This is a genomic window from Phycicoccus sp. M110.8, assembly GCF_032464895.1.
Lineage (GTDB): Bacteria > Actinomycetota > Actinomycetes > Actinomycetales > Dermatophilaceae > Pedococcus.
Genome location: NZ_JAWDIC010000001.1, coordinates 2,410,655 through 2,434,680 on the forward strand (window position 1 = coordinate 2,410,655; position 24,026 = coordinate 2,434,680).

23 protein-coding genes are annotated in these 24,026 nt (G+C 72.2%); 13 read left to right on the forward strand and 10 right to left on the reverse strand.

What is annotated here, in order from left to right:
- The first annotated feature begins 16 nt into the window (after positions 1 to 16).
- The 11 genes from nuoH (at position 17) to RKE38_RS11505 (ending at position 13,267) form a co-directional block, all read left to right on the forward strand.
- The gene (gene nuoH, locus RKE38_RS11455; RefSeq protein ID WP_316007639.1) at positions 17 to 1,375 is read left to right on the forward strand and encodes an NADH-quinone oxidoreductase subunit NuoH; all 1,359 of its coding nucleotides are present in this window, start codon (positions 17 to 19) and stop codon (positions 1,373 to 1,375) included.
- Positions 1,368 to 2,072 carry an NADH-quinone oxidoreductase subunit NuoI gene (gene nuoI, locus RKE38_RS11460; protein WP_316007547.1) on the forward strand — a complete coding sequence of 235 codons (705 nt, stop codon included), beginning with the start codon at positions 1,368 to 1,370 and terminating at the stop codon, positions 2,070 to 2,072. The genes nuoH and nuoI overlap by 8 nt, the downstream gene beginning before the upstream one ends.
- On the forward strand, positions 2,069 to 2,839 hold the full coding sequence (locus RKE38_RS11465; RefSeq protein ID WP_316007548.1) for an NADH-quinone oxidoreductase subunit J: 771 nt from the start codon (positions 2,069 to 2,071) through the stop codon (positions 2,837 to 2,839). Before nuoI ends, RKE38_RS11465 begins: the two co-directional genes overlap by 4 nt.
- Positions 2,836 to 3,135: an NADH-quinone oxidoreductase subunit NuoK gene (gene nuoK / locus RKE38_RS11470; protein ID WP_310153813.1), complete on the forward strand. Its 300-nt coding sequence runs from the start codon at positions 2,836 to 2,838 to the stop codon at positions 3,133 to 3,135. Before RKE38_RS11465 ends, nuoK begins: the two co-directional genes overlap by 4 nt.
- Before the next feature lie 13 nt (positions 3,136 to 3,148).
- A complete protein-coding gene (nuoL, locus tag RKE38_RS11475; protein ID WP_316007549.1) occupies positions 3,149 to 5,086 on the forward strand; it encodes an NADH-quinone oxidoreductase subunit L in 1,938 nt (645 codons plus the stop codon).
- Positions 5,086 to 6,618: an NADH-quinone oxidoreductase subunit M gene (locus tag RKE38_RS11480; protein ID WP_316007550.1), complete on the forward strand. Its 1,533-nt coding sequence runs from the start codon at positions 5,086 to 5,088 to the stop codon at positions 6,616 to 6,618. Before nuoL ends, RKE38_RS11480 begins: the two co-directional genes overlap by 1 nt.
- Before the next feature lie 8 nt (positions 6,619 to 6,626).
- Positions 6,627 to 8,228, forward strand: a complete 1,602-nt coding sequence (nuoN, locus tag RKE38_RS11485) for an NADH-quinone oxidoreductase subunit NuoN (RefSeq protein ID WP_316007640.1) — start codon at positions 6,627 to 6,629, stop codon at positions 8,226 to 8,228.
- Positions 8,229 to 8,269: 41 nt separating this feature from the next.
- The gene (locus RKE38_RS11490) at positions 8,270 to 9,310 is read left to right on the forward strand and encodes a polyprenyl synthetase family protein (RefSeq protein ID WP_410055443.1); all 1,041 of its coding nucleotides are present in this window, start codon (positions 8,270 to 8,272) and stop codon (positions 9,308 to 9,310) included.
- A 212-nt stretch (positions 9,311 to 9,522) separates the two neighbouring features.
- The gene (locus RKE38_RS11495) at positions 9,523 to 10,674 is read left to right on the forward strand and encodes an amino acid deaminase/aldolase (protein WP_316007551.1); all 1,152 of its coding nucleotides are present in this window, start codon (positions 9,523 to 9,525) and stop codon (positions 10,672 to 10,674) included.
- Positions 10,671 to 12,005 carry a D-arabinono-1,4-lactone oxidase gene (locus RKE38_RS11500; protein ID WP_316007552.1) on the forward strand — a complete coding sequence of 445 codons (1,335 nt, stop codon included), beginning with the start codon at positions 10,671 to 10,673 and terminating at the stop codon, positions 12,003 to 12,005. Before RKE38_RS11495 ends, RKE38_RS11500 begins: the two co-directional genes overlap by 4 nt.
- A gap of 62 nt (positions 12,006 to 12,067) precedes the next feature.
- On the forward strand, positions 12,068 to 13,267 hold the full coding sequence (locus tag RKE38_RS11505) for an alpha-L-fucosidase (RefSeq protein ID WP_316007553.1): 1,200 nt from the start codon (positions 12,068 to 12,070) through the stop codon (positions 13,265 to 13,267).
- A gap of 7 nt (positions 13,268 to 13,274) precedes the next feature.
- Here the strand turns inward: RKE38_RS11505 and rarD are convergent, their stop codons facing one another.
- The 10 genes from rarD to RKE38_RS11555 all read right to left on the reverse strand — a co-directional run bounded on the left by rarD (position 13,275) and on the right by RKE38_RS11555 (position 22,344).
- On the reverse strand, positions 13,275 to 14,207 hold the full coding sequence (gene rarD / locus RKE38_RS11510; protein WP_316007554.1) for an EamA family transporter RarD: 933 nt from the start codon (positions 14,205 to 14,207) through the stop codon (positions 13,275 to 13,277).
- A 22-nt stretch (positions 14,208 to 14,229) separates the two neighbouring features.
- Positions 14,230 to 15,309 (reverse strand): 2-oxoacid:ferredoxin oxidoreductase subunit beta, encoded by a 1,080-nt coding sequence (locus RKE38_RS11515; RefSeq protein ID WP_316007642.1) that lies wholly within the window; start codon positions 15,307 to 15,309, stop codon positions 14,230 to 14,232.
- Between the two features lie 17 nt (positions 15,310 to 15,326).
- Positions 15,327 to 17,234 carry a 2-oxoacid:acceptor oxidoreductase subunit alpha gene (locus tag RKE38_RS11520; RefSeq protein ID WP_316007555.1) on the reverse strand — a complete coding sequence of 636 codons (1,908 nt, stop codon included), beginning with the start codon at positions 17,232 to 17,234 and terminating at the stop codon, positions 15,327 to 15,329.
- Between the two features lie 127 nt (positions 17,235 to 17,361).
- Complete coding sequence (locus RKE38_RS11525) at positions 17,362 to 17,610, reverse strand: SCO4226 family nickel-binding protein (protein WP_310153840.1); 249 nt, start codon at positions 17,608 to 17,610, stop codon at positions 17,362 to 17,364.
- Between the two features lie 69 nt (positions 17,611 to 17,679).
- Entirely contained in the window at positions 17,680 to 18,507 is an 828-nt protein-coding gene (locus tag RKE38_RS11530; protein ID WP_316007556.1) for an urease accessory protein UreD, read from the reverse strand.
- A gap of 46 nt (positions 18,508 to 18,553) precedes the next feature.
- Positions 18,554 to 19,246 carry an urease accessory protein UreG gene (gene ureG / locus RKE38_RS11535; protein WP_316007557.1) on the reverse strand — a complete coding sequence of 231 codons (693 nt, stop codon included), beginning with the start codon at positions 19,244 to 19,246 and terminating at the stop codon, positions 18,554 to 18,556.
- Entirely contained in the window at positions 19,239 to 19,907 is a 669-nt protein-coding gene (locus tag RKE38_RS11540; protein ID WP_316007558.1) for an urease accessory protein UreF, read from the reverse strand. Before RKE38_RS11540 ends, ureG begins: the two co-directional genes overlap by 8 nt.
- Positions 19,908 to 19,933: 26 nt before the next feature.
- On the reverse strand, positions 19,934 to 21,643 hold the full coding sequence (locus RKE38_RS11545) for an urease subunit alpha (protein WP_316007559.1): 1,710 nt from the start codon (positions 21,641 to 21,643) through the stop codon (positions 19,934 to 19,936).
- 50 nt (positions 21,644 to 21,693) lie between these two features.
- On the reverse strand, positions 21,694 to 22,032 hold the full coding sequence (gene ureB, locus RKE38_RS11550) for an urease subunit beta (RefSeq protein ID WP_316007560.1): 339 nt from the start codon (positions 22,030 to 22,032) through the stop codon (positions 21,694 to 21,696).
- Positions 22,033 to 22,041: 9 nt separating this feature from the next.
- Positions 22,042 to 22,344, reverse strand: coding sequence for an urease subunit gamma (locus RKE38_RS11555; protein WP_316007561.1), 303 nt, complete (start codon positions 22,342 to 22,344; stop codon positions 22,042 to 22,044).
- Between the two features lie 138 nt (positions 22,345 to 22,482).
- Here RKE38_RS11555 and RKE38_RS11560 point away from each other — a divergent pair, with 138 nt between their 5' ends.
- Entirely contained in the window at positions 22,483 to 22,785 is a 303-nt protein-coding gene (locus RKE38_RS11560) for a DUF2087 domain-containing protein (protein WP_316007562.1), read from the forward strand.
- A gap of 32 nt (positions 22,786 to 22,817) precedes the next feature.
- The gene (locus tag RKE38_RS11565; RefSeq protein WP_316007563.1) at positions 22,818 to 23,792 is read left to right on the forward strand and encodes a glycoside hydrolase family 68 protein; all 975 of its coding nucleotides are present in this window, start codon (positions 22,818 to 22,820) and stop codon (positions 23,790 to 23,792) included.
- Positions 23,793 to 24,026 lie beyond the last annotated feature (234 nt).

Below are 24,026 nucleotides of genomic sequence, written 5' to 3' on the forward strand. Positions count from 1 at the left end.
CGGCGTACCGCACCTCGTGGCGCCCCTCGCCGGAGCCGCGCCGGGCGGGGACAACCCGACCGCGGACTTCAGCGACACCCCCTGGTGGCTGCACCTGGTCAAGGCGCTGTTCGTCTTCGTCTTCCTGCTGGTGAACACGCTCATCGTCATCTGGTTCGAGCGCCGCGTCATCGGCCGGATGCAGCAGCGCCCGGGCCCGAACCGCACCGGCCCGTTCGGCCTGCTGCAGACGCTGGCCGACGGCATCAAGCTGGCGCTCAAGGAGGACCTGACCCCCAAGAACGCCGACAAGTTCGTCTTCGCGCTCGCCCCGGCGATCGCGGGCGCGATGGCGTTCGTGTCCTTCGCGATCATCCCGCTGGGGCCGACGGTGTCGATGTTCGGCCACCGCACGCCGCTGCAGCTCACCGACCTGCCGGTCGCGGTGCTGCTGGTGCTCGCGGTCGCGGGCGTCGGTGTCTACGGCATCGTGCTCGCCGGCTGGTCCTCGGGCTCGACCTACCCGCTGCTCGGTGGCCTGCGCTCGACCGCGCAGGTCATCTCCTACGAGATCGCGATGGGCCTGTCGCTCGTCGCCGTCTTCCTCTACAGCCGGTCGATGTCGACCTCGCAGATCGTGGCGGCCCAGTCCGACCTGTGGTTCATCATCCCGGCGTTCTTCAGCTTCTTCGTCTACGTCATCACGATGGTGGGCGAGACCAACCGACTGCCGTTCGACCTCGCCGAGGGTGAGGGCGAGCTCACCGGTGGCTTCCACACCGAGTACTCCTCGCTGAAGTTCGCGATGTTCTTCCTCGGCGAGTACGTCAACATGTTCACCGTCTCGGCCCTGGCCACGACGATGTTCCTCGGTGGCTGGCAGGCGCCCCCCGGTATCGCGGCGATCAACTCGGGCATGTTCAACCACGGCTGGTGGGGCCTGCTCTGGTTCGTCATCAAGCTCTGGCTGTTCATGTTCTTCTTCGTCTGGCTGCGCGGCTCGCTGCCGCGAGTCCGCTACGACCAGTTCATGCGGTTCGGCTGGCGGTTCCTCATCCCCGTCACCCTCGCCTGGGTCGTCGTCGTGGCCTTCATCCGCGGCAGCCAGCTCGGCTACTTCGGGAGCGCGGCGTTCACGCTCGGCAACCGCAAGTTCCCGGTCTTCAGCATCGTCTTCGTCGTGCTCGTCGCCCTCGCGGCGCTGCTCGTCGTGTGGATCTGGGACAACAAGAAGATCGAGCGCGACGCGGCCCGCAACACCGCGCCGCCGGAGGAGATCGACCCGTTCGCGGGCGGTTACCCGGTGCCGCCGCTGCCCGGCCAGCGCCTGCGCGAGCCCTCGCTCTCCCTGAGCGACCGGGCGTCCGACCCCACCGAGGAGGACATCCATGCCTGACCGCCCCACCGAGGAGAAGAAGGGCGGCTTCTTCGCCGACCTCTTCGCGCCCGTCGGCGGCTTCGGCGTCACGTTCGCGACGATGTTCCGCAAGCTGGAGACGGAGGAGTACCCCGAGGAGAAGCGGCCGACCCAGCCGCGCTTCCACGGCCGGCACCAGCTCAACCGCCACCCCGACGGGCTCGAGAAGTGCGTCGGCTGCGAGCTGTGCGCGTGGGCGTGCCCCGCGGACGCGATCCTCGTCGAGGGCGCGTCCAACGACGACAGCGAGGGCGGCACCGGGCGGTTCAGCCCCGGCGAGCGGTACGGCCGCGTCTACCAGATCAACTACCTGCGCTGCATCTTCTGCGGCCTGTGCATCGAGGCCTGCCCGACGCGCGCCCTGACGATGACCAACTTCTACGAGCTGGCCGACCACAACCGCGGCGACCTCATCTTCACCAAGGAGCAGCTGCTCGCGCCGCTGCAGGAGGGGATGCTGCTGCCGCCGCACCCCATGGTGGACGGGCTCGAGGAGCGCGACTACTACCAGGGCAAGGTCGCCCGCGCGACCGACGAGCAGGAGGAGTGGGTGAAGGCGCACCACGCCCAGCCCGAGGAGGGCCTGGCCCCCAGCGGTGACCCGGTGGAGGGTGTCGACGTCGTCGAGCACGGCCGTCAGGCGACCCGCGAGACCACCGAGGCGGTGCACCGATGACCGGCCTGGGCGAGCAGATCATGTTCTGGATCCTCGGCCCCATCTGCGTGCTCGCGGCCCTGGGCCTGCTCTTCGCCAAGAAGGCCGTCCACGCCGCCCTCGGCATGGCGCTGGTCATGGTCAACCTGGGCATCTTCTACATCGCCCAGGAGGCCGACTTCCTCGGCATCATCCAGATCTTCGTCTACACCGGCGCGGTCATGATGCTGTTCCTCTTCGTGCTCATGCTCGTCGGCGTCGACTCCTCGGACTCCCTCGTCGAGACGCTCAAGGGCCAGAAGGTCGCCTCGCTGCTGCTCGGCCTGGGCCTCGCGGTCCTGCTCTTCAGCGCCGTCGGCCGGGTCCAGTTCGGCCCGATGAAGGGCCTGTCCGAGGTCAACGCCTCCAAGGGCAACGTCTCCGGTGTCGCCGAGCTGATCTTCGGCCAGTACGTCTGGGCCTTCGAGGTCACGTCCGCTCTGCTCATCACCGCGGCCCTCGGCGCGATGGTCCTCGCCCACCGCGAGCGGATCGGCACCAAGCCGACCCAGCGCCAGCTGTCCGAGCGCCGGATCCGCGAGAACCGCAACGTCGCCGGCCTGCCGGTCCCGGGCGTCTACGCCCGCCACAACGCGGTCGACACCCCGGCCCTGCTTCCCGACGGCACCCCGAGCGAGCTGTCCGTCTCGCGCGTGCTCAACGCCCGTGAGCAGGTGGCCGTGCCGACCCGCCACGTCGACGCCGAGCACGCCATCGAGCACGAGATCGAGGAGGGCGACGCCCGATGAACCTCGTCAACTACATCTACCTCGCGACCATCCTGTTCGCGATCGGTGGTGCGACGGTGCTCATGCGCCGCAACGCCATCGTCGTGTTCATGGGTGTCGAGCTCATGCTCAACGCGACGAACCTGATGTTCGTGACGTTCGCGCGGATGCGCGGCAGCCTCGACGGGCAGGTGATCGCCCTGTTCGTCATGGTGGTCGCCGCGGCCGAGGTCGTCGTGGGGCTGGCCATCATCATGGCCATCTTCCGTGCCCGCCGGTCGGCCTCGGTCGACGACGCCAACCTGCTGAAGCTGTAGAAGGGGCCACCCGGTGACTTCCCTCGCAACCCTCGCCACCGCCGGCGGGGCCGCCTCCGCGGCCACCGGCGTCACGGCATACGCCTGGCTGCTCGTCGCGCTGCCGCTGCTCGGCGCCGCGGTCCTGCTGCTCGGTGGCCGCGCCACCGACAAGTGGGGCCCGCTCTTCGCGGTCGCCATGTCCTGGGCGGCGTTCGTCGTCGGCCTGCTCGTGTGGATCGCGATGCTCGGCCGCCACGGCGAGGCCCGGGCCGAGCACCTGCACCTGTTCACCTGGGTGCCGGCCGGGTCTTTCAACCTCGACGCCGGCATGCTCGTCGACCAGCTGTCGGTGGTGTTCGTCCTGCTGATCACCTTCGTCGGCTCGCTGATCCACGTGTACTCCCTCGGGTACATGGAGCACGACCCCGACAAGCGCCGGTTCTTCGCCTACCTCAACCTGTTCGTCGCGGCGATGCTCCTGCTCGTCCTCTCGGACTCCTACCTGCTGCTCTACGTCGGCTGGGAGGGCGTCGGCCTCGCGTCGTACCTGCTCATCGGGTTCTGGAACCACAACCCGGCGTATGCCACGGCCGCCAACAAGGCGTTCGTCGTCAACCGCGTCGGTGACTTCGGGCTCTCGGTCGCGATCATGATCATGTTCGCGGCGTTCGGCACCGTCACCTTCGCCGGTGTCGCGCAGGCGTCCGGCAAGGCAGGGGAGGGTGTCCTCACCGCGATCGGCCTCATGCTGCTGCTCGGCGCCTGCGGCAAGTCGGCGCAGTTCCCGCTGCAGTCCTGGCTCGGTGACGCCATGGCCGGCCCGACCCCGGTGTCCGCGCTGATCCACGCGGCGACCATGGTCACCGCCGGTGTCTACCTCGTGGTCCGCAGCAACTTCATCTTCGACCACGCGCCGAACGCCCAGCTCGTCGTCGTCATCGTCGGTGCGATCACGCTGCTGTTCGGTGCGGTCGTCGGCTGCGCGAAGGACGACATCAAGAAGGCGCTGGCCGCCTCGACCATGAGCCAGATCGGCTACATGATGCTCGCCGCCGGCCTCGGCCCGGTCGGGTACGCGTTCGCGATCTTCCACCTGCTCACGCACGGCTTCTTCAAGGCCGGCATGTTCCTCGGTGCCGGGTCGGTCATGCACGGCATGAACGACCAGGTCGACATGCGCCGCTTCGGCAACCTGTCCGGCGCCATGAAGATCACCTGGGTGACCTTCGGCCTCGGCTGGCTCGCGATCCTCGGTGTCCCGCCGTTCTCCGGCTTCTGGTCCAAGGACAAGATCATCGAGGCGGCGTTCGTCGGCGAGGGCTGGCGCCCGTGGGTCTTCGGCGGTGCCGCGCTCATCGGCGCCGGCATCACGGCCTTCTACATGTCCCGCCTGTTCTTCATGACCTTCCACGGCAAGAAGCGCTGGACCGACGACGTGCACCCGCACGAGTCGCCGCTGACCATGACCGTGCCGATGATGGTGCTGGCCGTCGGGTCGGCGCTCCTCGGCCTCGTGCTGGCCATCGGCAACACGTTCACGCACTGGCTCGAGCCGGTGGTGGGCGCCCACGACGAGAACGAGCACGCCGTGCTCTCCGTGCCGGTGCTCATGACCCTGACGCTGCTGCTCGTCGCGGGCGGCATCGCCCTGGCGTGGATGCGCTACTGGCGCGACGAGGTCCCGCAGGTGCAGCCGACCGGCTCGCTGCTGACCCGGGCCGCCCGTCGTGACCTCTACCAGGACGACGTCAACGAGGGTGCGTTCATGCGCCCCGGCATCCACCTGACTCGCGCCCTCGTCTTCGCCGACAACCGCGGCGTCGACGGCGGCGTCGGTGGCCTGGCGGCCCTGGTCGGCGGCACCTCGAGCCGCCTGCGCCGCCTCCAGAACGGTTTCGCGCGGTCCTATGCCCTGACGATGCTCGCCGGCGTCGTCGTCCTCCTCGGTGCTGTGTGGGTGATCAACTGATGTCCAACTTCCCCTGGCTGACCGTGATTGGGCTCGTCCCGCTGATCGGTGCGGTCGTCGTCGCGGCGCTGCCGGCCTCCGTGGCCGACCAGGCCAAGCGGGTGGCCCTCGGCTTCTCGCTGGTGACGCTCGTGCTGGGTGTCGCGGCCGCGCTGCAGTTCGACACCGGTTCGAACCAGCAGTTCCAGCTGTCCGAGCGGCACGAGTGGATCCCGCAGTTCGGCGTCTCCTACGCGCTGGGGGTCGACGGCCTGGCGCTCGTCATGATCCTGATGGCCCTGGTCCTGCTGCCGGTCTGCATCCTCGCCGCGTGGCACGACGTGCCCGAGGGCGGTGCGCGCGAGAAGAACTACTTCGCGCTGATGCTGTCGCTCGCCACCTTCATGGTGGGCGTCTTCGCCGCGACCGACGTGTTCCTCTTCTACGTCTTCTTCGAGGCCATGCTCATCCCGGTGTACTTCCTCATCGGGTCCTTCGGCGGCCCGCGCCGGCAGTACGCCGCGGTGAAGTTCCTGCTGTTCTCCCTCGCCGGTGGCCTGGTGATGCTGGTCGGCGTCATCGCGCTCTACCACTACGGCCCCGGCGGCTCCGACGGCTTCCTCGTCAGCAAGCTCACCGGGCTCGACCTGCCGGTGGGCGCCGGCCGCTGGATGTTCGTCGCGTTCTTCTTCGCCTTCGCGGTCAAGGCGCCGATGTGGCCCGTCCACACCTGGCTGCCCGACGCCGCCACCGAGGCCAAGCCCGCGACCGCCGTGCTGCTCGTCGGCGTGCTGGACAAGGTCGGCACCTACGGGATGATCCGCTTCTGCCTCCAGCTGTTCCCCGAGGCCTCGAAGTGGGCGACCCCGGTCGTGCTCGCGCTGGCCGTCATCTCGGTGCTCTACGGCGCGCTGCTGGCCATCGGGCAGACCGACCTCATGCGCCTGATCGCCTACACGTCGGTGAGCCACTTCGGCTTCATCGTCCTCGGCATCTTCGCGTTCACCACGACCGGCGGCGCCGGCTCGACGCTCTACATGCTCAACCACGGGTTCACGACGGCGGCGCTGTTCCTCGTCGGCGCGATGCTCGTCGCCCGCCGCGGCAGCAAGCGGATCCCGGACTTCGGCGGCTGGCAGCGGATCACCCCCGGCCTGGCCGGCGTCTTCCTGGTGTCCGGCCTCGCCGGCCTGGCGCTGCCCGGCCTGAGCCCGTTCGTCTCCGAGATCATGGTGCTGGTGGGCACGTTCCAGCGGTACCGGTTCCCGGCCGTGGTCGCGACCGCCGGCATCGTGCTCGCGGCGCTCTACATCCTGCTCATGTACAAGCGGATGATGACCGGCCCCAAGCCGGAGCTCGAGGGCGCCGCGGTCCGCGACATCACGACGCGCGAGAAGCTCGTCGTGGCGCCGATCCTCGCCGTCCTCATCGTCCTCGGCTTCTACCCCAAGCCGGCGCTCGACCTGCTCAACCCGGCCGTGAAGACGACGCTGCACCACGTGGGCGTCTCGGACCCGGCACCCTCCTCCGCTGCTGACGGGAGCACGAAGTAATGCCCGCCATGACGGTCCTCGCCACGACGGCCCTGCCTGCCGCCGTGCCCGCCGCCTTCAAGGCCGCCGACGTGAACTACGGCGCCGTGGCGCCGATGCTCGTCGTCGTCGCCGGCGCCCTCGTCGGGGTGCTCGTCGAGGCCTTCGCGCCCCGCCGCGTGCGCCACACCACCCAGGTCGCGGTCGCGCTCGTCACGCTCGTCGCGGCCTTCGTCGTGCTCGTCACGATCTCCGTGCAGAGCGCGCACCAGGGCGTCACGCTGGCCCGCGCGGTCGTCATCGACGGGCCGGCCCTGTTCCTGCAGGGCGCCATCCTCGCGATGGCCGCCCTCGGTGTGCTGACCATGGCGGAGAAGTTCGGCGGCCAGGGTGCCGACGCCTTCACCCCCATGGGTGCCGCGATCCCCGGCTCGGCCCACGAGGCGGCCGCCCTGCGCGCCGGCCTCGCCACCAGCGAGGTCTTCCCGCTGACGCTCTTCGCCGTCGTCGGCATGATGCTCTTCCCGGCCGCCGGCGACCTGCTGACGATGTTCATCGCGCTCGAGGTGCTCTCGCTCCCGCTGTACCTCATGTGCGGCCTGGCCCGTCGTCGCCGCCTGCTGTCGCAGGAGGCCGCGCTCAAGTACTTCCTGCTCGGCGCGTTCAGCTCGGCGTTCTTCCTCTTCGGTGCGGCGCTGCTCTACGGGTATGCCGGGTCGGTCTACCTCAGCGACATCGCCGCCGCCGTCACGGCCGCCAACGGCCAGATGGAGGGGCTGCTGCTCCCGGGCGTCCTGCTCGTGCTGATCGGCCTGCTGTTCAAGGTCGGCGCGGTGCCGTTCCACTCCTGGACCCCGGACGTCTACCAGGGTGCCCCCACCCCGGTCACTGGGTTCATGGCCGCCTGCACCAAGGTCGCGGCGTTCGGCGCGATCCTGCGCTTCGCCTACGTCGCCGCCCAAGGCAACCGGTGGGACTGGCGTGGTGGCGTCATCGCCGTCGCTGCCCTGACCATGGTCGTCGGCGCGGTGCTGTCGGTCACCCAGACCGACGTCAAGCGGCTGCTCGCCTACTCCTCGATCGCCCACGCCGGGTTCATCCTCGTGGCGGTGCTGGCCTTCGACAAGACCGGTGTCAGCGGCACGCTGTTCTACCTGGTCGCCTACGGCTTCATGACGATCGCCGGCTTCGCGGTGGTCTCGATGGTCCGCCAGGGCGGGTCCGAGGCGTCGCACCTGTCGCAGTGGGCCGGCCTCGGCCGTCGCCACCCGGTGGTCGCGGGCGTGTTCGCCTTCCTGCTGCTGGCGTTCGCCGGCATCCCGCTGACCTCCGGCTTCGCCGCCAAGTACGCCGCGTTCTCCCCGGCGATCTCGTTCGGCGGCACGTCGGGCGTGGCGCTGGTCGTCATCGGTGTCATCGCCTCGGTCGTGACGGCGTTCGTCTACGTGCGGCTCATCGTCCTCATGTACTTCACCGAGCCGCCGGCCGGTGAGGCCGTGGTGGCCGAGACCGCCTCGCCCTTCCTCACCGTCGCGATCACCATCGGCACGCTCGTCACCCTGGCGCTCGGCGTCATGCCGACGCAGGTGCTCGACCTCGCCGACCGGTCCTCGCAGTTCCTGGTGAAGTGACCCGGTCGACACAGGCTGATGAAGCGACCCAGGCTGGTGACGTGACCCGGTCCGCTGGGGTGACGCAGCCGGCGCCGTCGACCGGGTCGGTGCCAGGGCTCACGTTGCCGTCGGTGCCCGACGACCTGTCCGACGAGCTCGCGCGCGGGCTCGCCGAGGTCGACGCGCTCCTGCGGCGCGAGGTCGACCACGACGACCCGTTCATCGCGGGGGCGAACAGCCACCTCATCGAGGCGGGGGGCAAGCGGTTCCGGCCGCTGCTGACCCTGCTCGCGGCGCAGCTCGGCAGCGGCACGAACCCCGACGTCGTGGCCGCGGCCGCCGGCGTCGAGCTGACGCACGTCGCCTCGCTGTGCCACGACGACGTGATGGACGAGGCCGACGTGCGCCGCGGTGCGCCGAGCGCCAACGCCCGCTACGGCAACTCGACCGCGATCCTCGTCGGCGACCTGCTCTTCGGCACCGCGTCCTCGATCATCGCCGACCTCGGCGCCGAGGCGGTCAAGATCCAGGCCGAGACGTTCGTGCGACTGTGTGCGGGCCAGATCCGCGACACCCGCCACGCGCCCGAGGGCACCGACCCGGTCGAGTACTACCTGGGCGTGCTGGCCGACAAGACGGGCGTGCTCATCGCCACCGCGGCACGTTACGGCGCGATGTTCTCCGGCTGTGACGCCGCCACGGTCGAGGTGATGCGCGAGTTCGGCGAGCGGATCGGCATGGCCTTCCAGCTCGCCGACGACCTCATCGACGTGTCGTCCGACGAGGCCGAGCTGGGCAAGACCCCCGGCACCGACCTGCGCGAGGGCAAGCGCACCCTGCCGGTCCTCTACGCGCTGGCCTCGGACGATCCTGCCGACGCGCGCCTGCAGGAGCTGCTGCAGCGCGACCTGCGCGAGGACGAGGACGCCCTCGCCGAGGCGCTGGAGCTGCTGCGCGGTAACGCCGCCATGGAGCGGGCACGCGAGCACACCGCCGCCGTCGCCCGCCGTGCGCAGGAGGTGCTGGAGCCGCTGCCCGAGGGAGCGGCCAAGGACGCCCTGCACGCCCTGGCGACGAGCGTCGTCACCCGCGTCGGCTGATCCAGTCCGGCGCCCCCCGTCCTAGCCGGCCGACCCGGCATTACCCCCGCGCCCGCCTTCCCACTTGTTGCCACCTGGTGGTCACGCCGGTCCCGAAACAGGTGTCCGGTGACGATCTGCTGGCAACAAGTGGAAAGGCGGGGGTCGTCGAGCACCTGGCGTTTCGCGCGTGCCGGGGCCGCGGCACGAGGGGCGTGGGTATCGTCGCGCGTGTGACCTCCGTGGACCGCTGGGACGCCGCCACCGCCGACCTGCAGCCGCCACTGGCGGTCGTCGACCTCGACGCGTTCGACGCCAACGCGGCCGACCTGGTCCGCCGGGCCGGCGGCACCCCGATCCGGATCGCCTCCAAGTCGGTGCGCTGCCGCAGCCTGCTCCAGCGCGCGCTGGCGACGGAGGGCTTCCGCGGGGTCATGGCGTATGCCGTGCGCGAGGCGGCCTGGCTGGTCGCCGAGGGGTACGAGGACGTCTTCGTGGCGTACCCGAGCGTCGACCGCGCCGCCATCGGGGAGATCGCGGCCGACGAGCGCCTCGCAGCGCAGGTGACCCTGACCGTCGACAGCGCCGAGCACGTCGACCTGCTCGCCTCCCTCGACCGCCCGCACGGGCTGCGCGTGGCGGTCGACGTCGACTCCTCGCTGCGCCTGGGCCGTGTCCACCTGGGCGTGCGCCGGTCACCGGTGCGCACCCCCGAGGACGCCGTGGCAGTGGCCCGGGCCGCGCAGGCGGCGGGGCTGTCGGTGGTCGGCACGATGTTCTACGACGCGCAGATCGCAGGGCTGCCGGACTCCTCGCCGGCCGTGCGCGTGGTGAAGCGGAGGTCGGCGGCGAGCCTGCTCGAGCGCCGCGCCGCCGTGGTGGCGGCCCTGCGCGAGGTGGCCGACCTCGAGTTCGTCAACGCCGGCGGCACCGGGTCGCTGCACGTGACCGGCCGCGACCCCGTCGTCACCGAGCTCGCCGCGGGCTCGGGTCTCTACGGGCCGACGCTGTTCGACGGGTACGACGACTTCTCGCCCCGCCCCGCAGCGGCCTACGCGCTCTCGGTCGTGCGCCGGCCGGGGCCGGGCTTCGCGACGGCCTTCGGTGGTGGCTACGTCGCCTCGGGGCCCGCGTCCCGCTCGCGCCTGCCGCGTCCGTACGGTCGGCCCGGCGTCGGGCTGGTCGCCCGCGAGGGAGTCGGCGAGGTGCAGACTCCGTTGCAGGGCAGGGGAACCCGCGACCTGCGGGTGGGTGACCGGGTCTGGTTCCGGTACGCGAAGGCGGGCGAGATGTGCGAGCGGTTCGACACCCTGCACCTGGTCCGTGGTGGGCAGCTCGTCGACACCGTGCCCACCTACCGCGGCGAGGGGAGGAACTTCGGATGACCACCCGGACGCCGCGGCCGGGGATGCCCCCCGCAGCGTGGACCAACTGGGCGGGCAACCAGACCTGCCACCCGGCCGAGGTGGCGGCCCCTCGCAGCACCGAGGAGCTGGCTGCCGTCGTGCGTGACGCAGCCCAGCGCGGGCTCGGCGTCAAGCCCGTCGGCACCGGCCACTCGTTCACCGCTATCGCCACGACCGACGGGGTGCAGCTGCGGCTCGACAACCTCCGCGGCGTCCTGCACGCCGACGCGGTCACCAGTCGCGTCCGCGTCCTCGGGGGCACGCCGCTGCACGTCCTCAACCCCGCCCTGCAGGCGCTCGGTCTGGCGCTGCCCAACCTCGGCGACATCGACCGCCAGACGATCACCGGGGCCATCTCCACCGGCACCCACGGCACCGGCCTGCGGTTCCAGGGGATCGCGTCGGCGGTGCGCGGCCTGACCCTCGTCCTCGCCGACGGGTCGGTCCTGACCTGCTCGCCGGACGTCGAGCCCGAGGTGTTCCAGGCGGCCCGGGTCGGGCTCGGTGCGCTCGGGGTGGTGACCGAGGTCGAGCTGCAGTGCGTACCCGCGTTCCGCCTGCACGCGCGCGAGTTCGGCGCCGACCTGCACGACGTCCTCGACCGCCTCGACGACGACCTGGCCGCGCACGACCACGTCGACATGCACTGGTTCCCGCTCACCGACCGGGTCCTGGTCAAGCACAACGACCGGGTGGGGGCCGAGGCCCAGGGCGACCCGCTGCCCGGGTGGCGGGCCTGGCTGGACGACGACTTCCTCTCCAACCGGCTCTACGAGGTGACGAACCGGGCGGCGACCCGCTTCCCCCGGATCGTCCCGCCGCTCAACACGGTCAGCGCCCGCCTGCTCGGCGCGCGCGAGTACACCGACGACTCGTGGCGCGTGTTCGTCGCCGAGCGTGCGGTGCGCTTCCGCGAGAGCGAGTATGCCGTGCCGAGGGCCCACGCCCGCGACGTCGTCCTCGCGGTGCGCGACTGGGTCGAGCGGCACCGGCCGCCGCTGACGTTCCCGCTGGAGCTGCGGTTCACGGGGGCCGACGACGTCTGGCTGTCGACGGGCTACGAGCGCGAGAACGCGTACATCGCGATGCACCAGTACCACCGCATGGACGACGCGGGCGCCTTCGCGGCCTTCGAGGAGATCGTCGGCGAGCACGAGGGCCGGCCGCACTGGGGCAAGCTGCACACCCTCGACGCCGAGCGGCTGCAGCGCCTGTACCCGCGGTTCGACGAATTCCGTGCCGTGCGCGACCGCCTCGACCCCGGTCGCGTGTTCGCCAACGACTACCTGCGCCGCGTCCTCGGCGACTGAGCTCGGTGTCCGTCCCGCGGCCCACGCCACAGCAGCTGCGGTGGCAACAGCTCGGTACCGGCATGTTCGTGCACGTCGGGCTCAACACCTTCCACGGCGTGGAGTGGAGCGACGGGACGCTGCCGGCCGAGAGCTTCGACCCCCAGCACCTCGACGCCGACCAGTGGGTGCGCACGGCCGCCTCGTTCGGCGCGCGCTACCTCGTCCTCACCGCCAAGCACCACGACGGCTTCTGCCTCTGGCCGACCGCCACCACGGACTACTCGGTGCGCTCCTCCCCGTGGCGCGACGGAGCCGGGGACGTCGTCGCGGAGGTGGCCGACGCCTGCCGCCGCCACGGCATCGGCCTCGGCCTCTACCTGTCGCCCTGGGACCGCAACGCGCCCTGCTACGCCGATCCGGCGGCCTACAGCGACTTCTACGCCCGCCAGCTCACCGAGCTGTGCACCGGCTACGGCCCGCTCGTCGAGGTGTGGTTCGACGGGGCGGGCTCGGAGGGGTACGAGTACGACTGGGACCGCATCATGGGCGTGGTCGAGCGGCACCAGCCGGGCGCCATGGTGTTCAACATGGGGCGACCGACGATCCGGTGGGTGGGCAACGAGGACGGCCTCGCCCAGGACCCCGTGCGGTATGCCGTCGGGTCCACCGCCCTGAGCCAGTACAGCGACGCGTCGGGCCGGCTGGGGCAGCGGCGCTACCTGCCGCCGGAGTGCGACGTTTCGCTGCGGCGCGGGTGGTTCTGGAGCGGGGACGACGAGCCCAAGACGCTCGAGCACCTGCTCGCCATCCACGAGCGGTCGGTGGGGCTGGGCGCGGGGCTGCTGCTCAACGTCCCTCCGGCGCCCGACGGCCTGGTGTCGCCCGAGGACGCCCACCGGGTGGCGGCGTTCGGCGCCGAGGTGGCCCGGCGCTACGGGCAGCCGGTCGCGGCCCGGGTCGAGCCGCAGGGCACCGGCGTGTGGCTCGCCGAGTGGGACGGGCCGGCGACGTTCGACGTGGTCGAGCTGCGCGAGGACCTCACCGATGGCCAGCGGGTGGAGGGCTTCCGGATCCTCGTCGACGGCGCGGAGGTCGCGCGTGGCGGGTCGGTCGGGGTGCGGCGGCTCGTCCGCGTGCCGGAGACGACGGCGCGGCGCCTCACGGTCGAGGTCGACGGCCACGGCGCGCGGCTGCTCCTCGTCGCGGCGCACCGCGCCGGGCCGGAACCGCAGCTCCCGCAGGGGTATGCCGCGCCGACCACCCGCCCCGACGAGCTCTAGCCGCGGGTCAGGGCGCGATGTCGGCGAGCTCGGCAGCGCGTGCCCGCGCCAGCCCTGAGCGGTGCCGCAGGGTGTCGACCGTGAGCACCACGAGGGCGAGCCAGACGATGGCGAAGCCGGTCCAGCGCGCCGCGGACATGTGCTCGTCGAGCAGCAGCACGCCGCACAGCAGCTGCAGCACCGGCGTGATGAACTGCAGCAGGCCGATCGTCACCAGCGGCACCCGGCGGGCCGCCGCGGCGAAGAGCAGGAGCGGGGTGGCGGTCGCGACCCCGGCCAGGACGAGCAGAGCCGTGTGCCACGCGCCGTCGGTCGTGAACGTCGTGTCACCGCGCACGGTGAGCACGGCCAGCATCACCACGGCGACGGGCCCGAGGACGAGCGTCTCGGCCGACAGCGACTGCATGGCCGTCAGGGAGACGCCGACCTTCTTCTTGACGAGGCCGTAGCCGCCGAACGAGAAGGCGAGCGTCAGCGCGATGACCGGCACCGACCCTGCCGCGACGGACAGGTACACCCCGGCCAGCGCACCGATCGCCACAGCGACCCACTGCAGCGGCCGCAGCCGCTCGCGCAGCACCAGCACCCCGAGGGCCACGGTGACGATGGGGTTCAGGAAGTAGCCGAGCGCGGCCTCGGTCGTGTGGTCGTTCAGGACAGCGGCGACGTACACCACCCAGTTCACGCCGATCAGCAGGGCCGCGGCGGTCACGCCCCCGGCGAGCCGTGGCCGGCGGGCCAGGTCGCGGAGCCAGGCGAGGTCCCGCCGCAGCCCGAGGACCACGAGGCACAGCAGCAGGGTCCACAGGATGCGGTGGGACAGGATCTCCCACGCGCCGGCCGGCTTCAGCGCGGCGAAGTAGAGCGGGAAGAGGCCCCACACGGCATACGCGGTGAAGCCGTATGCCGCGCCGCGCCGCTGCTCGTCCGCCTCGCTCACGCGGCGGGCCCGGGGCCCTGAGTCACGCCACGGTCCAGGTGTCGCGCCCGCGGATGAGCGCGTCGAGGTCGGCGTCGGTGGCCCGGCCCCCGGCCGTGTCGACGGCGGCCGCGACCTGGCCGCGCACGAGGTCGTCGTAGGTGGGCCGGTCGACGTCGCGGAAGATCCCCATGGGGACGTGCGTCATCTCGGGGGAGTCCAGCCGCGACAGCGCAAACGCCTGCGTCGGGTCGGGCGCGCCCACGTCGTGCACGACCACGTCGCGGCCCTCGGCGTCGGCCTCGGGGACGAACTCCATCCCGCCGCCGGCCGTGCGGACGAGCACCTGGCGGTCGCCCTCGGGACCCACCCGCACCGGCTCGCCGTCGGCGAGGTGGACGATGCGCGCCTCCTGCTGGCTGCGGTCCTTGATGAGGTCGAACGCGCCGTCGTTGAAGATCGGGCAGTTCTGGTAGATCTCGACGAGCGAGGTCCCGCGGTGCTCGGCCGCTCGGCGCAGGACCTCGGTGAGGTGCTTGCGGTCGGAGTCCATGGTGCGCGCGACGAAGGTCGCCTCGGCGCCGAGCGCCAGCGACACCGGGTTGAACGGGTGGTCCACCGAGCCCATCGGGGTCGACTTGGTGATCTTGCCGACCTCGGAGGTGGGGGAGTACTGGCCCTTGGTGAGTCCGTAGATCTGGTTGTTGAACAACAGGATCGTGAGGTTCACGTTGCGGCGCAGCGCGTGGATGAGGTGGTTGCCGCCGATCGAGAGGGCGTCGCCGTCGCCGGTGACGACCCACACCGACAGGTCGCTCCGGCTCGTCGCCAGACCGGTCGCGATCGCCGGCGCGCGGCCGTGGATCGAGTGCATGCCGTAGGTGTCGAGGTAGTACGGGAACCGCGACGAGCAGCCGATGCCGGAGACGAAGACGATGTTCTCGCGCTTGAGGCCGAGGTCGGGCAGGAAGCCCTGCACCGCGGCGAGGATCGCGTAGTCACCGCAGCCGGGGCACCAGCGCACCTCCTGGTCGGAGGTGAACTCCTTCTTGGTCTGGCGGGCGGCGTCGTCGGGCAGCCGCGGCACGCCGGCCGTGCCGCCTTCCGGTGCGCTGCCCGGCATACCCAGGTCTGTGGCGCTCACGCGCGGACCTCCTGCGTGCTGTCGGTGGTGGCGGAACCGGTCTCCTCGAGCAGCGACACGACCGCGTCGGCGAGCTCGACGGTCGTGAACGGCAGGCCACGCACCTGGGTGAACGAGTGGACGTCGACGAGGTACTTGGCGCGCAGCAGCATCGCGAGCTGGCCCATGTTCATCTCGGGCACGAGGACGCGCTCGTAGCGGCGCAGCACCTCGCCGGTGTTGCGGGGGAACGGGTTGAGGTGGCGCAGGTGCGCCCGGGCGACCTTGGCGCCGGTGTTGCGGACGCTGCGGACGGCCGCGGCGATCGGGCCGTAGGTCGAGCCCCAGCCGAGGACCAGCACGTCGGCCTCGCCGCTGGGGTCGTCGACCTCGAGGTCCCCGATGGTGTCGGCGATCCGCTCCACCTTGGCGGCGCGGAGCCGCGTCATGAGGTCGTGGTTGTCGGGGTCGTAGGAGATGTTGCCGGTGACGTCGGCCTTCTCGATGCCGCCGACACGGTGCTCGAGGCCCGGGGTGCCGGGCACGGCCCATGGCCGGGCCAGCGTGGTCTCGTCGCGCAGGAACGGGTGGAAGACGGGAGTGCCGTCGGCGGCGGTGCCGTTGGGCTCGGTGGCGAACTGCACGGTGAGGTCGGGGAGGTCCTCGACCTGCGGGACGGCCCACGGCTCGGACCCGTTGGCGAGGTAGCCGTCGGACAGCACGAACACCGGGGTGCGGTAGGTCGTCGCGATCCGCACCGCCTCGAGGGCTGCGGGGAAGCAGTCGGCCGGCGACTGGGGCGCCACGATCGGCACGGGCGACTCGCCGTTGCGGCCGAACATCGCCTGCAGCAGGTCGGACTGCTCGGTCTTGGTCGGCAGGCCGGTCGACGGGCCGCCGCGCTGGACGTCGACGATGACGAGCGGCAGCTCGAGGCTGACGCCCAGGCCGATCGTCTCGGACTTGAGCGCGACACCGGGGCCGGAGGTCGTCGTGACGCCGATGGCGCCGCCGAAGCTGGCGCCCAGCGCCGCGCCGATGCCGGCGATCTCGTCCTCGCACTGCATCGTGGTCACGCCGTAGCGCTTGAAGCCGCTGAGGGTGTGCAGGATGTCGGATGCGGGGGTGATGGGGTACGAGCCGAGCACGAGCGGTATGCCGGCTCGGTGCGCCGCGGTCGTGAGGCCGAGCGCGAGGGCGAGGTTGCCGGTGATGTTGCGGTAGGTGCCGGGGGACATCTTCGCCGGGGCGATCTCGTAGGAGACGGCGAAGTCCTCGGTCGTCTCGCCGTAGTTGAGGCCGGCTTTGAGGGCCGCGAGGTTGGCGGCGAGGATCTCCGGCTTGCTGCCGAACTTCTTCGCCAGGAACGACTCGGTGCCGCTCGTCGGCCGGTGGTACATCCACGACAGCAGCCCGAGCGCGAACATGTTCTTCGCGCGCTCCTTGTCCTTGCGGGACAGCCCGTCGAACTCGGCCAGCGCCTCGACCGTGATGCTCGTGAGCGCGACCGGGTGGACGTGCCATGACTCCAGGCTGCCGTCCTCGAGCGGGTTGGCGGCGTAGCCGACCTTGCCGAGGTTGCGCTTGGTGAACTCGTCGGTGTTGGCGATGATCGTGGCGCCGCGCGGCAGGTCGCGCAGGTTGGCCTTGAGCGCGGCCGGGTTCATCGCGACCAGGACGTCGGGGGCGTCGCCCGGGGTCAGCACGTCGTGGTCGGCGAAGTGGAGCTGGAAGCTCGAGACGCCGGGCAGGGTGCCCTGGGGCGCGCGGATCTCCGCCGGGAAGTTGGGGAGGGTCGACAGGTCGTTGCCGAGGGCCGCGGTCTCGCTCGTGAACCGGTCCCCCGTCAGCTGCATGCCGTCACCCGAGTCCCCGGCGAACCGGATCACCACTCGGTCGAGCTGCTGGACGGACTTGCTGCTCATGTGCGTTTCCCCGCCACCTGTTCTCCATGTCGTTCCCGCTGGTGCGGGCGTTCTTCCATGGTAGATCGGGGCCGGAGGAGAGCAGGTGGCCACCCGCCTTTCGGACGCGGGCGGGTGGCGACCCCGGTCAGGCGGTGACGGTGATCTCGTGGATCTCGTCGTACGGGTGCCCGGCGCGCTCGTGGATCCGCTGGATCGCCTCGGCGTCGGGGCCCTCGGACAGGCAGAACACGTGACCGGTGTTCGGGTCGCCCCACGCCTGCTTGAAGTCCACGCCCTCCTCGCCCTGGATCGCGAGGTCGGCTCGGTGCGCCTCGAGCAGGGCCTCCGCCGTGACTCCCTGCATGCTCGTGTGGACGTCCATGAACTGGGCCATGACCTGCTCCTTCTCGCTGGGTCCCCTGAGGCTCCGGACGCTACGCCGGGCGGGTGCGGGCCGGATCCGTCACAAGGATGGTTCGCCGCCGCGCCCCCGGCCGTCGCCGCGACCCCGGCCGTCGCCGCGACCCCGGCCGTCGCCGGGCGCCGGACCGTCACCCACCTCGAGCTGCGCCCGCCACCGGTCCCAGAGGGTCCGCAGGCCCGACTCGTGCGCCTCGCCGGCGAGGACGCGGGCGACGACGCCCCCCTGCTCGAGGGTGTAGACGTCCGCCCCGGGGACTGCGGGGGTCGCCATCGGCTGCCACCCCAGGGCGGTGACGGTGTCGACGACCCGGGCGTGCCCGAGCACCCCCGGGCGCGAGCGCGCCGACGGGCCCAGCCGCAGCTGCTCGACCAGGGCCGGGCGCCCGGCCACGGTGGTCCCCGTCGTGCACCGCAGGTCGCCACCGGACTCGCCGGTGCGCCCCAGGGCGACGGTGTCGCGCAGCAGCAGCCGTCCGCCCTCGGCGACGTCGACGTCGAGGGTGCGCGTGACGTCGGCGCCGCCCGACACCACGAGCGGCTCGCCCGCCCAGGTGAGGGTCGCCCCCGGCGCCACACGCAGCCAGACGTCGACCCGGCATGCCCTGCCACGGCCGTGGTACGCCACGGTGCCGGCGACGTCCCGGAGGTCCAGCCAGGTGCCCGGTCCCACCTCCACGTCGAGCCGGACCTCGTCCCCCCCGAGCAGCGTCGCGGTCGTCGCCACGAGGGCGACCTCGGCCCGCGAGCCTGCGACCCGGACGACCTGGGGAGCCAGCAGGCCGGTGGCCAGCTCGAGGCGCGGGCGCCCCTCCTCGCCGGCGACGAGGGCGACCCGGGTGCGCCGCGACGCCGGGGGCGCCGGCGACACCGGCGCCGGTGCCCTCGACGGCCCGGGCGGGACGGCCGCGCCCGCCTCAGTGGGTGTGTGCGGTGCCATCGGCGTGGGAGTGCGGCGCCATCGGGCCCGGGTCGACGGGGGTGTGCGCGCCGGAGCGGTGGTGGTCGAGCAGGTGCAGCAGCCACGACCGCAGCTCGGCGACCGAGGCCGGGTCGTGCCGCGACAGGGCGATCACGGGGCGGCCGCCACGGGCCTCGCGCCCCTGCTGCGCCATGAGCGCCGCGTCGACGCCGACGTGCGGTGCGAGGTCGGTCTTGTTGACGACGAGCAGGTCGGCGCGGGCGATCCCGGGGCCGCCCTTGCGCACGACGTCGCCGCCGCCCGCCACGTCGAGGACGAACACCTGCGCGTCGACCAGTGCGGGTGAGAACGTCGCCGTGAGGTTGTCCCCGCCCGACTCGACGAGCACGAGGTCGAGCGGCGCGAAGTCGGCCTCGAGGTCCTCGACCGCCAGCAGGTTCGCCGTGACGTCGTCGCGGATCGCGGTGTGCGGGCAGGCCCCGGTCTCGACCGCGCGGATCCGCTCGGGATCCAGCACCCCGGCCGCGCGGAGCATCCGGGCGTCCTCGTCGGTGTAGATGTCGTTGGTGACGACGCCGATCTGCAGCTCGCCGGCCAGCTCGCGACAGACCATCGCGATGAGGCTCGACTTGCCGGTGCCGACGGGGCCGGCGACGCCGAGGCGGAACGAGCGGGTGCTCTCAGGCACGGAACAACCTCCGGGGTGCGGAGCCGTGGCGGTGCTGCCAGGACTCGAGGAGCGGGGCGGAGCCGGCGGGTATGCCGGCGGGCTCGGTGAGGTCGGCGACCTCGGCGACGAGGGCCTCGACCGCCGGCCCTGCGGCCAGCAGCCACTCGGTCGTCTCCGCCGGGTCGAGCGGGCAGAGCTTGAGCGCGGCGCTGCACAGCGACTGGACGTCGTCGTACGCCACGAGCCGGGCAGTTCGCGCACCGTCGAGCCCGCCGGCGGCGGCCATGGCGCCGACCGCCACCGGTCGGGAGGGCTGCGCGAGCGGGGCCAGGGCGGCGCACGCGGCGCTCCCGGGCCACAGCCGCCGGCAGAGCCTGCGCTGGCCGCGGCCGACGGCGCGGCTGGCCTCCCGTGCGACCCCGCTGGGGGTGCGGGCTGCCCAGGCCTGCTCGACCTCGGCCAGCGGCAGGCCGGCCAGGACGTGGTGCCGGGCGACGACGGCGGTTCCCGCCTCGACGGCGACGACCGTCGCGAGGCGGGTCGCCACCAGGTCGGGCACGTCGGCCGGGTCGAGGCCACCGAGCAGGGCCGGCTCGAGCCCGGCGGACTGGGTGTGCGCGCCGACGGGCAGCCGGCCGTCGGCCAGCATCATCGCCGCGAACTCGGGGTGGGGGAGCATGGTCGTGGTCGGCTCGCAGGCTCGGCTCAGAACAGCGAGTAACGCTGGGCGAGCGGCAGCTCGGTCGCCGGCGCCGGCTCGACGAGCTCGCCCTCGACCCGGATCGCGAACGACTCGGGGTCGACCTCGATCCGGGGCGTCGCGTCGTTGTTGACCATGTCGGCCTTGGTGACGTTCCGGGTGGGCCGCACGGCCTCGAGCCGGCGTCGCAGGCCGAGCCGGTCGGCCAGCCCGTCCTCGAGGGCGGCCGGCGCGACGAACGTGACGGAGCGGTCCGCGCCGGCCCCGCCCTCGGCCACGAGGGCCGGCCGCATGAGCACCGGCTGCGGGGTGGGGATGGAGGCGTTGGGGTCGCCCAGCGCGGCATACACGATCGCACCGCCCTTGATCACGACGTCGGGACGCCAGCCGAAGAACTTGGGGTCCCACAGGACGAGGTCAGCGAGCTTGCCCGGCTCGACCGATCCGACGAGGTGGTCGATGCCGTGCGCGACGGCCGGGTTGATCGTGTACTTCGCGACGTACCGGCGCGCGCGCTCGTTGTCCGCGGGCAGGGTGCCGCCGAGCGGGCCGAGCCGGTGCTTCATGACGTGGGCGACCTGCCAGGTGCGGGTGACGACCTCGCCGATCCGGCCCATGGCCTGCGCGTCCGAGCTCGTCATCGACAGGGCTCCGAGGTCGTGCAGGACGTCCTCGGCGGCGATGGTGGTCGCGCGGATCCGGCTCTCGGCGAACGCGAGGTCCTCCGGGACGGCCGGGTTGAGGTGGTGGCAGACCATGAGCATGTCGAGGTGCTCGGCGACCGTGTTGACGGTGTGCGGAAGCGTCGGGTTCGTCGAGCCGGGCAGCACGTTGGGCAGCGACGCGACGGTGATGATGTCCGGCGCGTGCCCGCCGCCTGCGCCCTCGGTGTGGAAGGCGTGGATGCCGCGGCCGCCGATCGCGCGGATGGTCGAGTCGACGTAGCCGGCCTCGTTGAGGCTGTCGCTGTGCAGCGTCACCTGCAGCCCCCAGCGGTCGGCGGCGCGCAGGGCCGCGTCGATGGCCGCCGGGGTGCTGCCCCAGTCCTCGTGCACCTTGTATGCCGCCGCGCCGGCCAGGGCCTGCTCGGCCAGGCCCGCCTCGCTCACCGTGTTGCCCTTGGCCATGAGCAGCACGTTGACGGGCAGGTGGTCCAGGCCCCGGTGGACGTTCGCGAGGTGCCACGGTCCCGGGGTCACGGTGGTGGCCTTGGAGCCCTCGGACGGTCCGGTGCCGCCGCCGCCGAGGGTCGTCAGGCCGGCTGCCAGCGCCTCGTGCACCTGGCTCGTCGACAGGAAGTGCACGTGCAGGTCGATGCCCCCGGCGGTGAGGATGCGGCCCTCGCCCGAGATGACGTCGGTGCCGGGGCCGATCTCGAGGTCGGGGTGCACGCCGTCGGCGACGTCGGGGTTGCCGGCCCGGCCGAGGGCGACGATCCGGCCGTCGCGGATGCCGACGTCGGCCTTGACGACTCCCCAGTGGTCGAGGACGACCGCGTTGGTGATCACCGTGTCGAGGGCGCCCTCCGCGCTGGTGCGGGTGCCCTGCGCCATGGACTCGCGGATCGACTTGCCGCCGCCGAAGACGGCCTCCTCGCCGCCGATCGTGAGGTCGTCCTCGACCTCGACCCACAGGTCGGTGTCCCCGAGGCGCACCTGGTCCCCGGTCGTCGGCCCGTACAACGCGGCATACCGCTCACGGTCGATGTCAGCCATGCTCCGGCCCCCTGCCGCGCGACGCGACCATGTCCTCGTCTCTGTCCAGCTCAGCCATCGAGGGCTCCGTCCCCCTCGCGCACCTGCAGGCCCGGGACGCGGCGGCGCCCCTTGAACGCCACGGCGGCCACCTCCCGGCTGACGCCGGGCTCGAACCGCACCGACGTGCCGCTGGGGATGTCGAGGCGGAACCCGTGGGCCGCGTCGCGGTCGAAGTCCAGCGCGGCGTTGGCGTCGGGCAGGTGCAGGTGGGAGCCGACTTGGATGGGGCGGTCGCCGGTGTTCACGAGCACGAGGGTGATCCGCTCGGCGTCGGTGCGGTCGGCGTTGAGGGTCACGGTGCCGGGACGGACCCGGACCGCGCCCGGGCCGCTGCTGCTGGTGGCCATGGGTGCTCCTCAGGCGATCGGGTGGTGGAGGGTGACGAGCTTGCGGCCGTCGGGGAACGTCGCCTCGACCTGAACGTCGGGCAGCATCTCCGGGACGCCGTCCATGACCTGCTCGCGGGTGAGCACCGTGCGCCCCTCCTCCATGAGGTCGGCGACCAGGGCGCCCTCGCGGGCACGCTCGAGCACCCAGGTCGAGAGCAGCGCCACCGCCTCGGGATGGTTGAGCCGCACGCCCCGGGCCAGCCGGTCGCGGGCGACCATGCCGGCCACGGACAGCAGCAGCTTCTCGGTGTCGGCGGGCGACAGGTGCATCGGCGGCCTCCTGGGGTGTGACGGGCCCGGCGTGCGGGTGCGTGGCCAGTAGACCAAGCCGGTGTTTCGCGCGCATTTCGTCGTCACGGCGTGGGAAATGCGTGGCCCGCGCGTGCCGAGGCTCGTTAGCGTCGAGGCATGGACCGACCCGCCCTGACCGACGCCCTGCAGGACCGCGACGCCGTGCTGCGCGCCTTCGTGGCGGACGACGGCTCGCTGCGCTCGATGCCGACGAAGATCCGCAAGCGGCTGGTCGTGCTCGACCTGCTCGCGCAGGACTTCGCGCCGGGCGAGACCTACGACGAGACGCAGGTGAACAACCTGCTGCGGCCTCGCCACCCCGACGTCGCAGCCCTGCGCCGGTACCTCGTCGAGGAGGGATTCCTCGAGCGCCGGGACGGCAGGTACTGGCGCGCCGGCGGGACGGTGGACGACCGCTAGCGAAGGCGCGGCCGCACCGCCACACTGTGCGCATGCTGCGGCTCGACGACCTCTGGGTCTGGGACTCCTGGGTGGCCGACGACGGCGACCTCTACCACCTGTTCTTCCTGCAGGCGCCGCGGTCGCTGGGCGACCCCGCCAAGCGCCACACCGCGGCCCGGGTCGGCCACGCGACCTCGCGTGACCTGGTCACCTGGGACTACCTCGGTGAGTGCCTCGGCCCGGCCGAGACCGGCTTCGACGACCTGGCGATCTGGACCGGGTCGGTCGTGCGGGACGGCGACCGGTGGCGGATGTTCTACACCGCGATCTCGACGGCCGGGCACCACGTCTACGACCAGCGGGTCGGCTCGGCGGTGTCCGACGACCTGCACCACTGGACCCGCGTCTCCGACCAGCCCTCCCTGCGGGTCGACGGCACCTGGTACAAGAACCTGGCCAACACCCCCGCGCCCACGGAGGGCCCGGACCTCGAGGGCTCGAGCGAGACCTGGCGCGACCCGCTCGTGCTGCCCGACCCCGGCGGCGACGGCTGGCACATGCTGATCACGGCCCGGGGTGTCGGCGCGGGCCGCAACGACGACGGCGTCGTGGGGCACGCCACCAGCACCGACCTCGAGCACTGGACCCTCGGGCCACCGCTGAGCGGGACCGGCACCGGGTTCGGCCAGCTGGAGGTGCTCCAGGACAAGCAGGTCGACGGCCGCTGGGTGCTCGTCTTCACCTGCCACCCCCAGGAGATGACGCCCGAGCGCATCGCCCGCACCGGCGAGTACTGCACGTGGTCGGTGCCCGGGCCCGGGCCGCTCGGGCCGTGGGACGTCGACGCCGCCCGGCCGTTCGCCGCCGAGCCGAACCTGTTCGCCGCGCCGCTCGTGCAGCAGCGCGACGGCTCGTGGGTGCTCATCGGCTTCCGCAACCTCGAGTCGCAGGGCCTCGACGGGTTCGAGATCATCGACCCGGTGCCCGTCACGGTCGACGCCGACGGCTACCTCGTCGCCCGCTGAGCGACTCGTCCACCGCCTTGACCGCTCCACCGGCGCCGGCATCGGCGCCGGCCGTCACCTCACCAATTCGGTTGCGCGGCAACGCAATTCCCTGTGGATGGACATGGCGTCGGGGTTCGAACAGGTGTACGATTGAGTCATGTCTCCCACCCCGCTCGCGCTGGCCCGCGATGCCCGGCAGCGCGAGCTGTGGGCGCGCACGGCGCAGGTGGCCGGGCGGCTCAACCGGGCGCA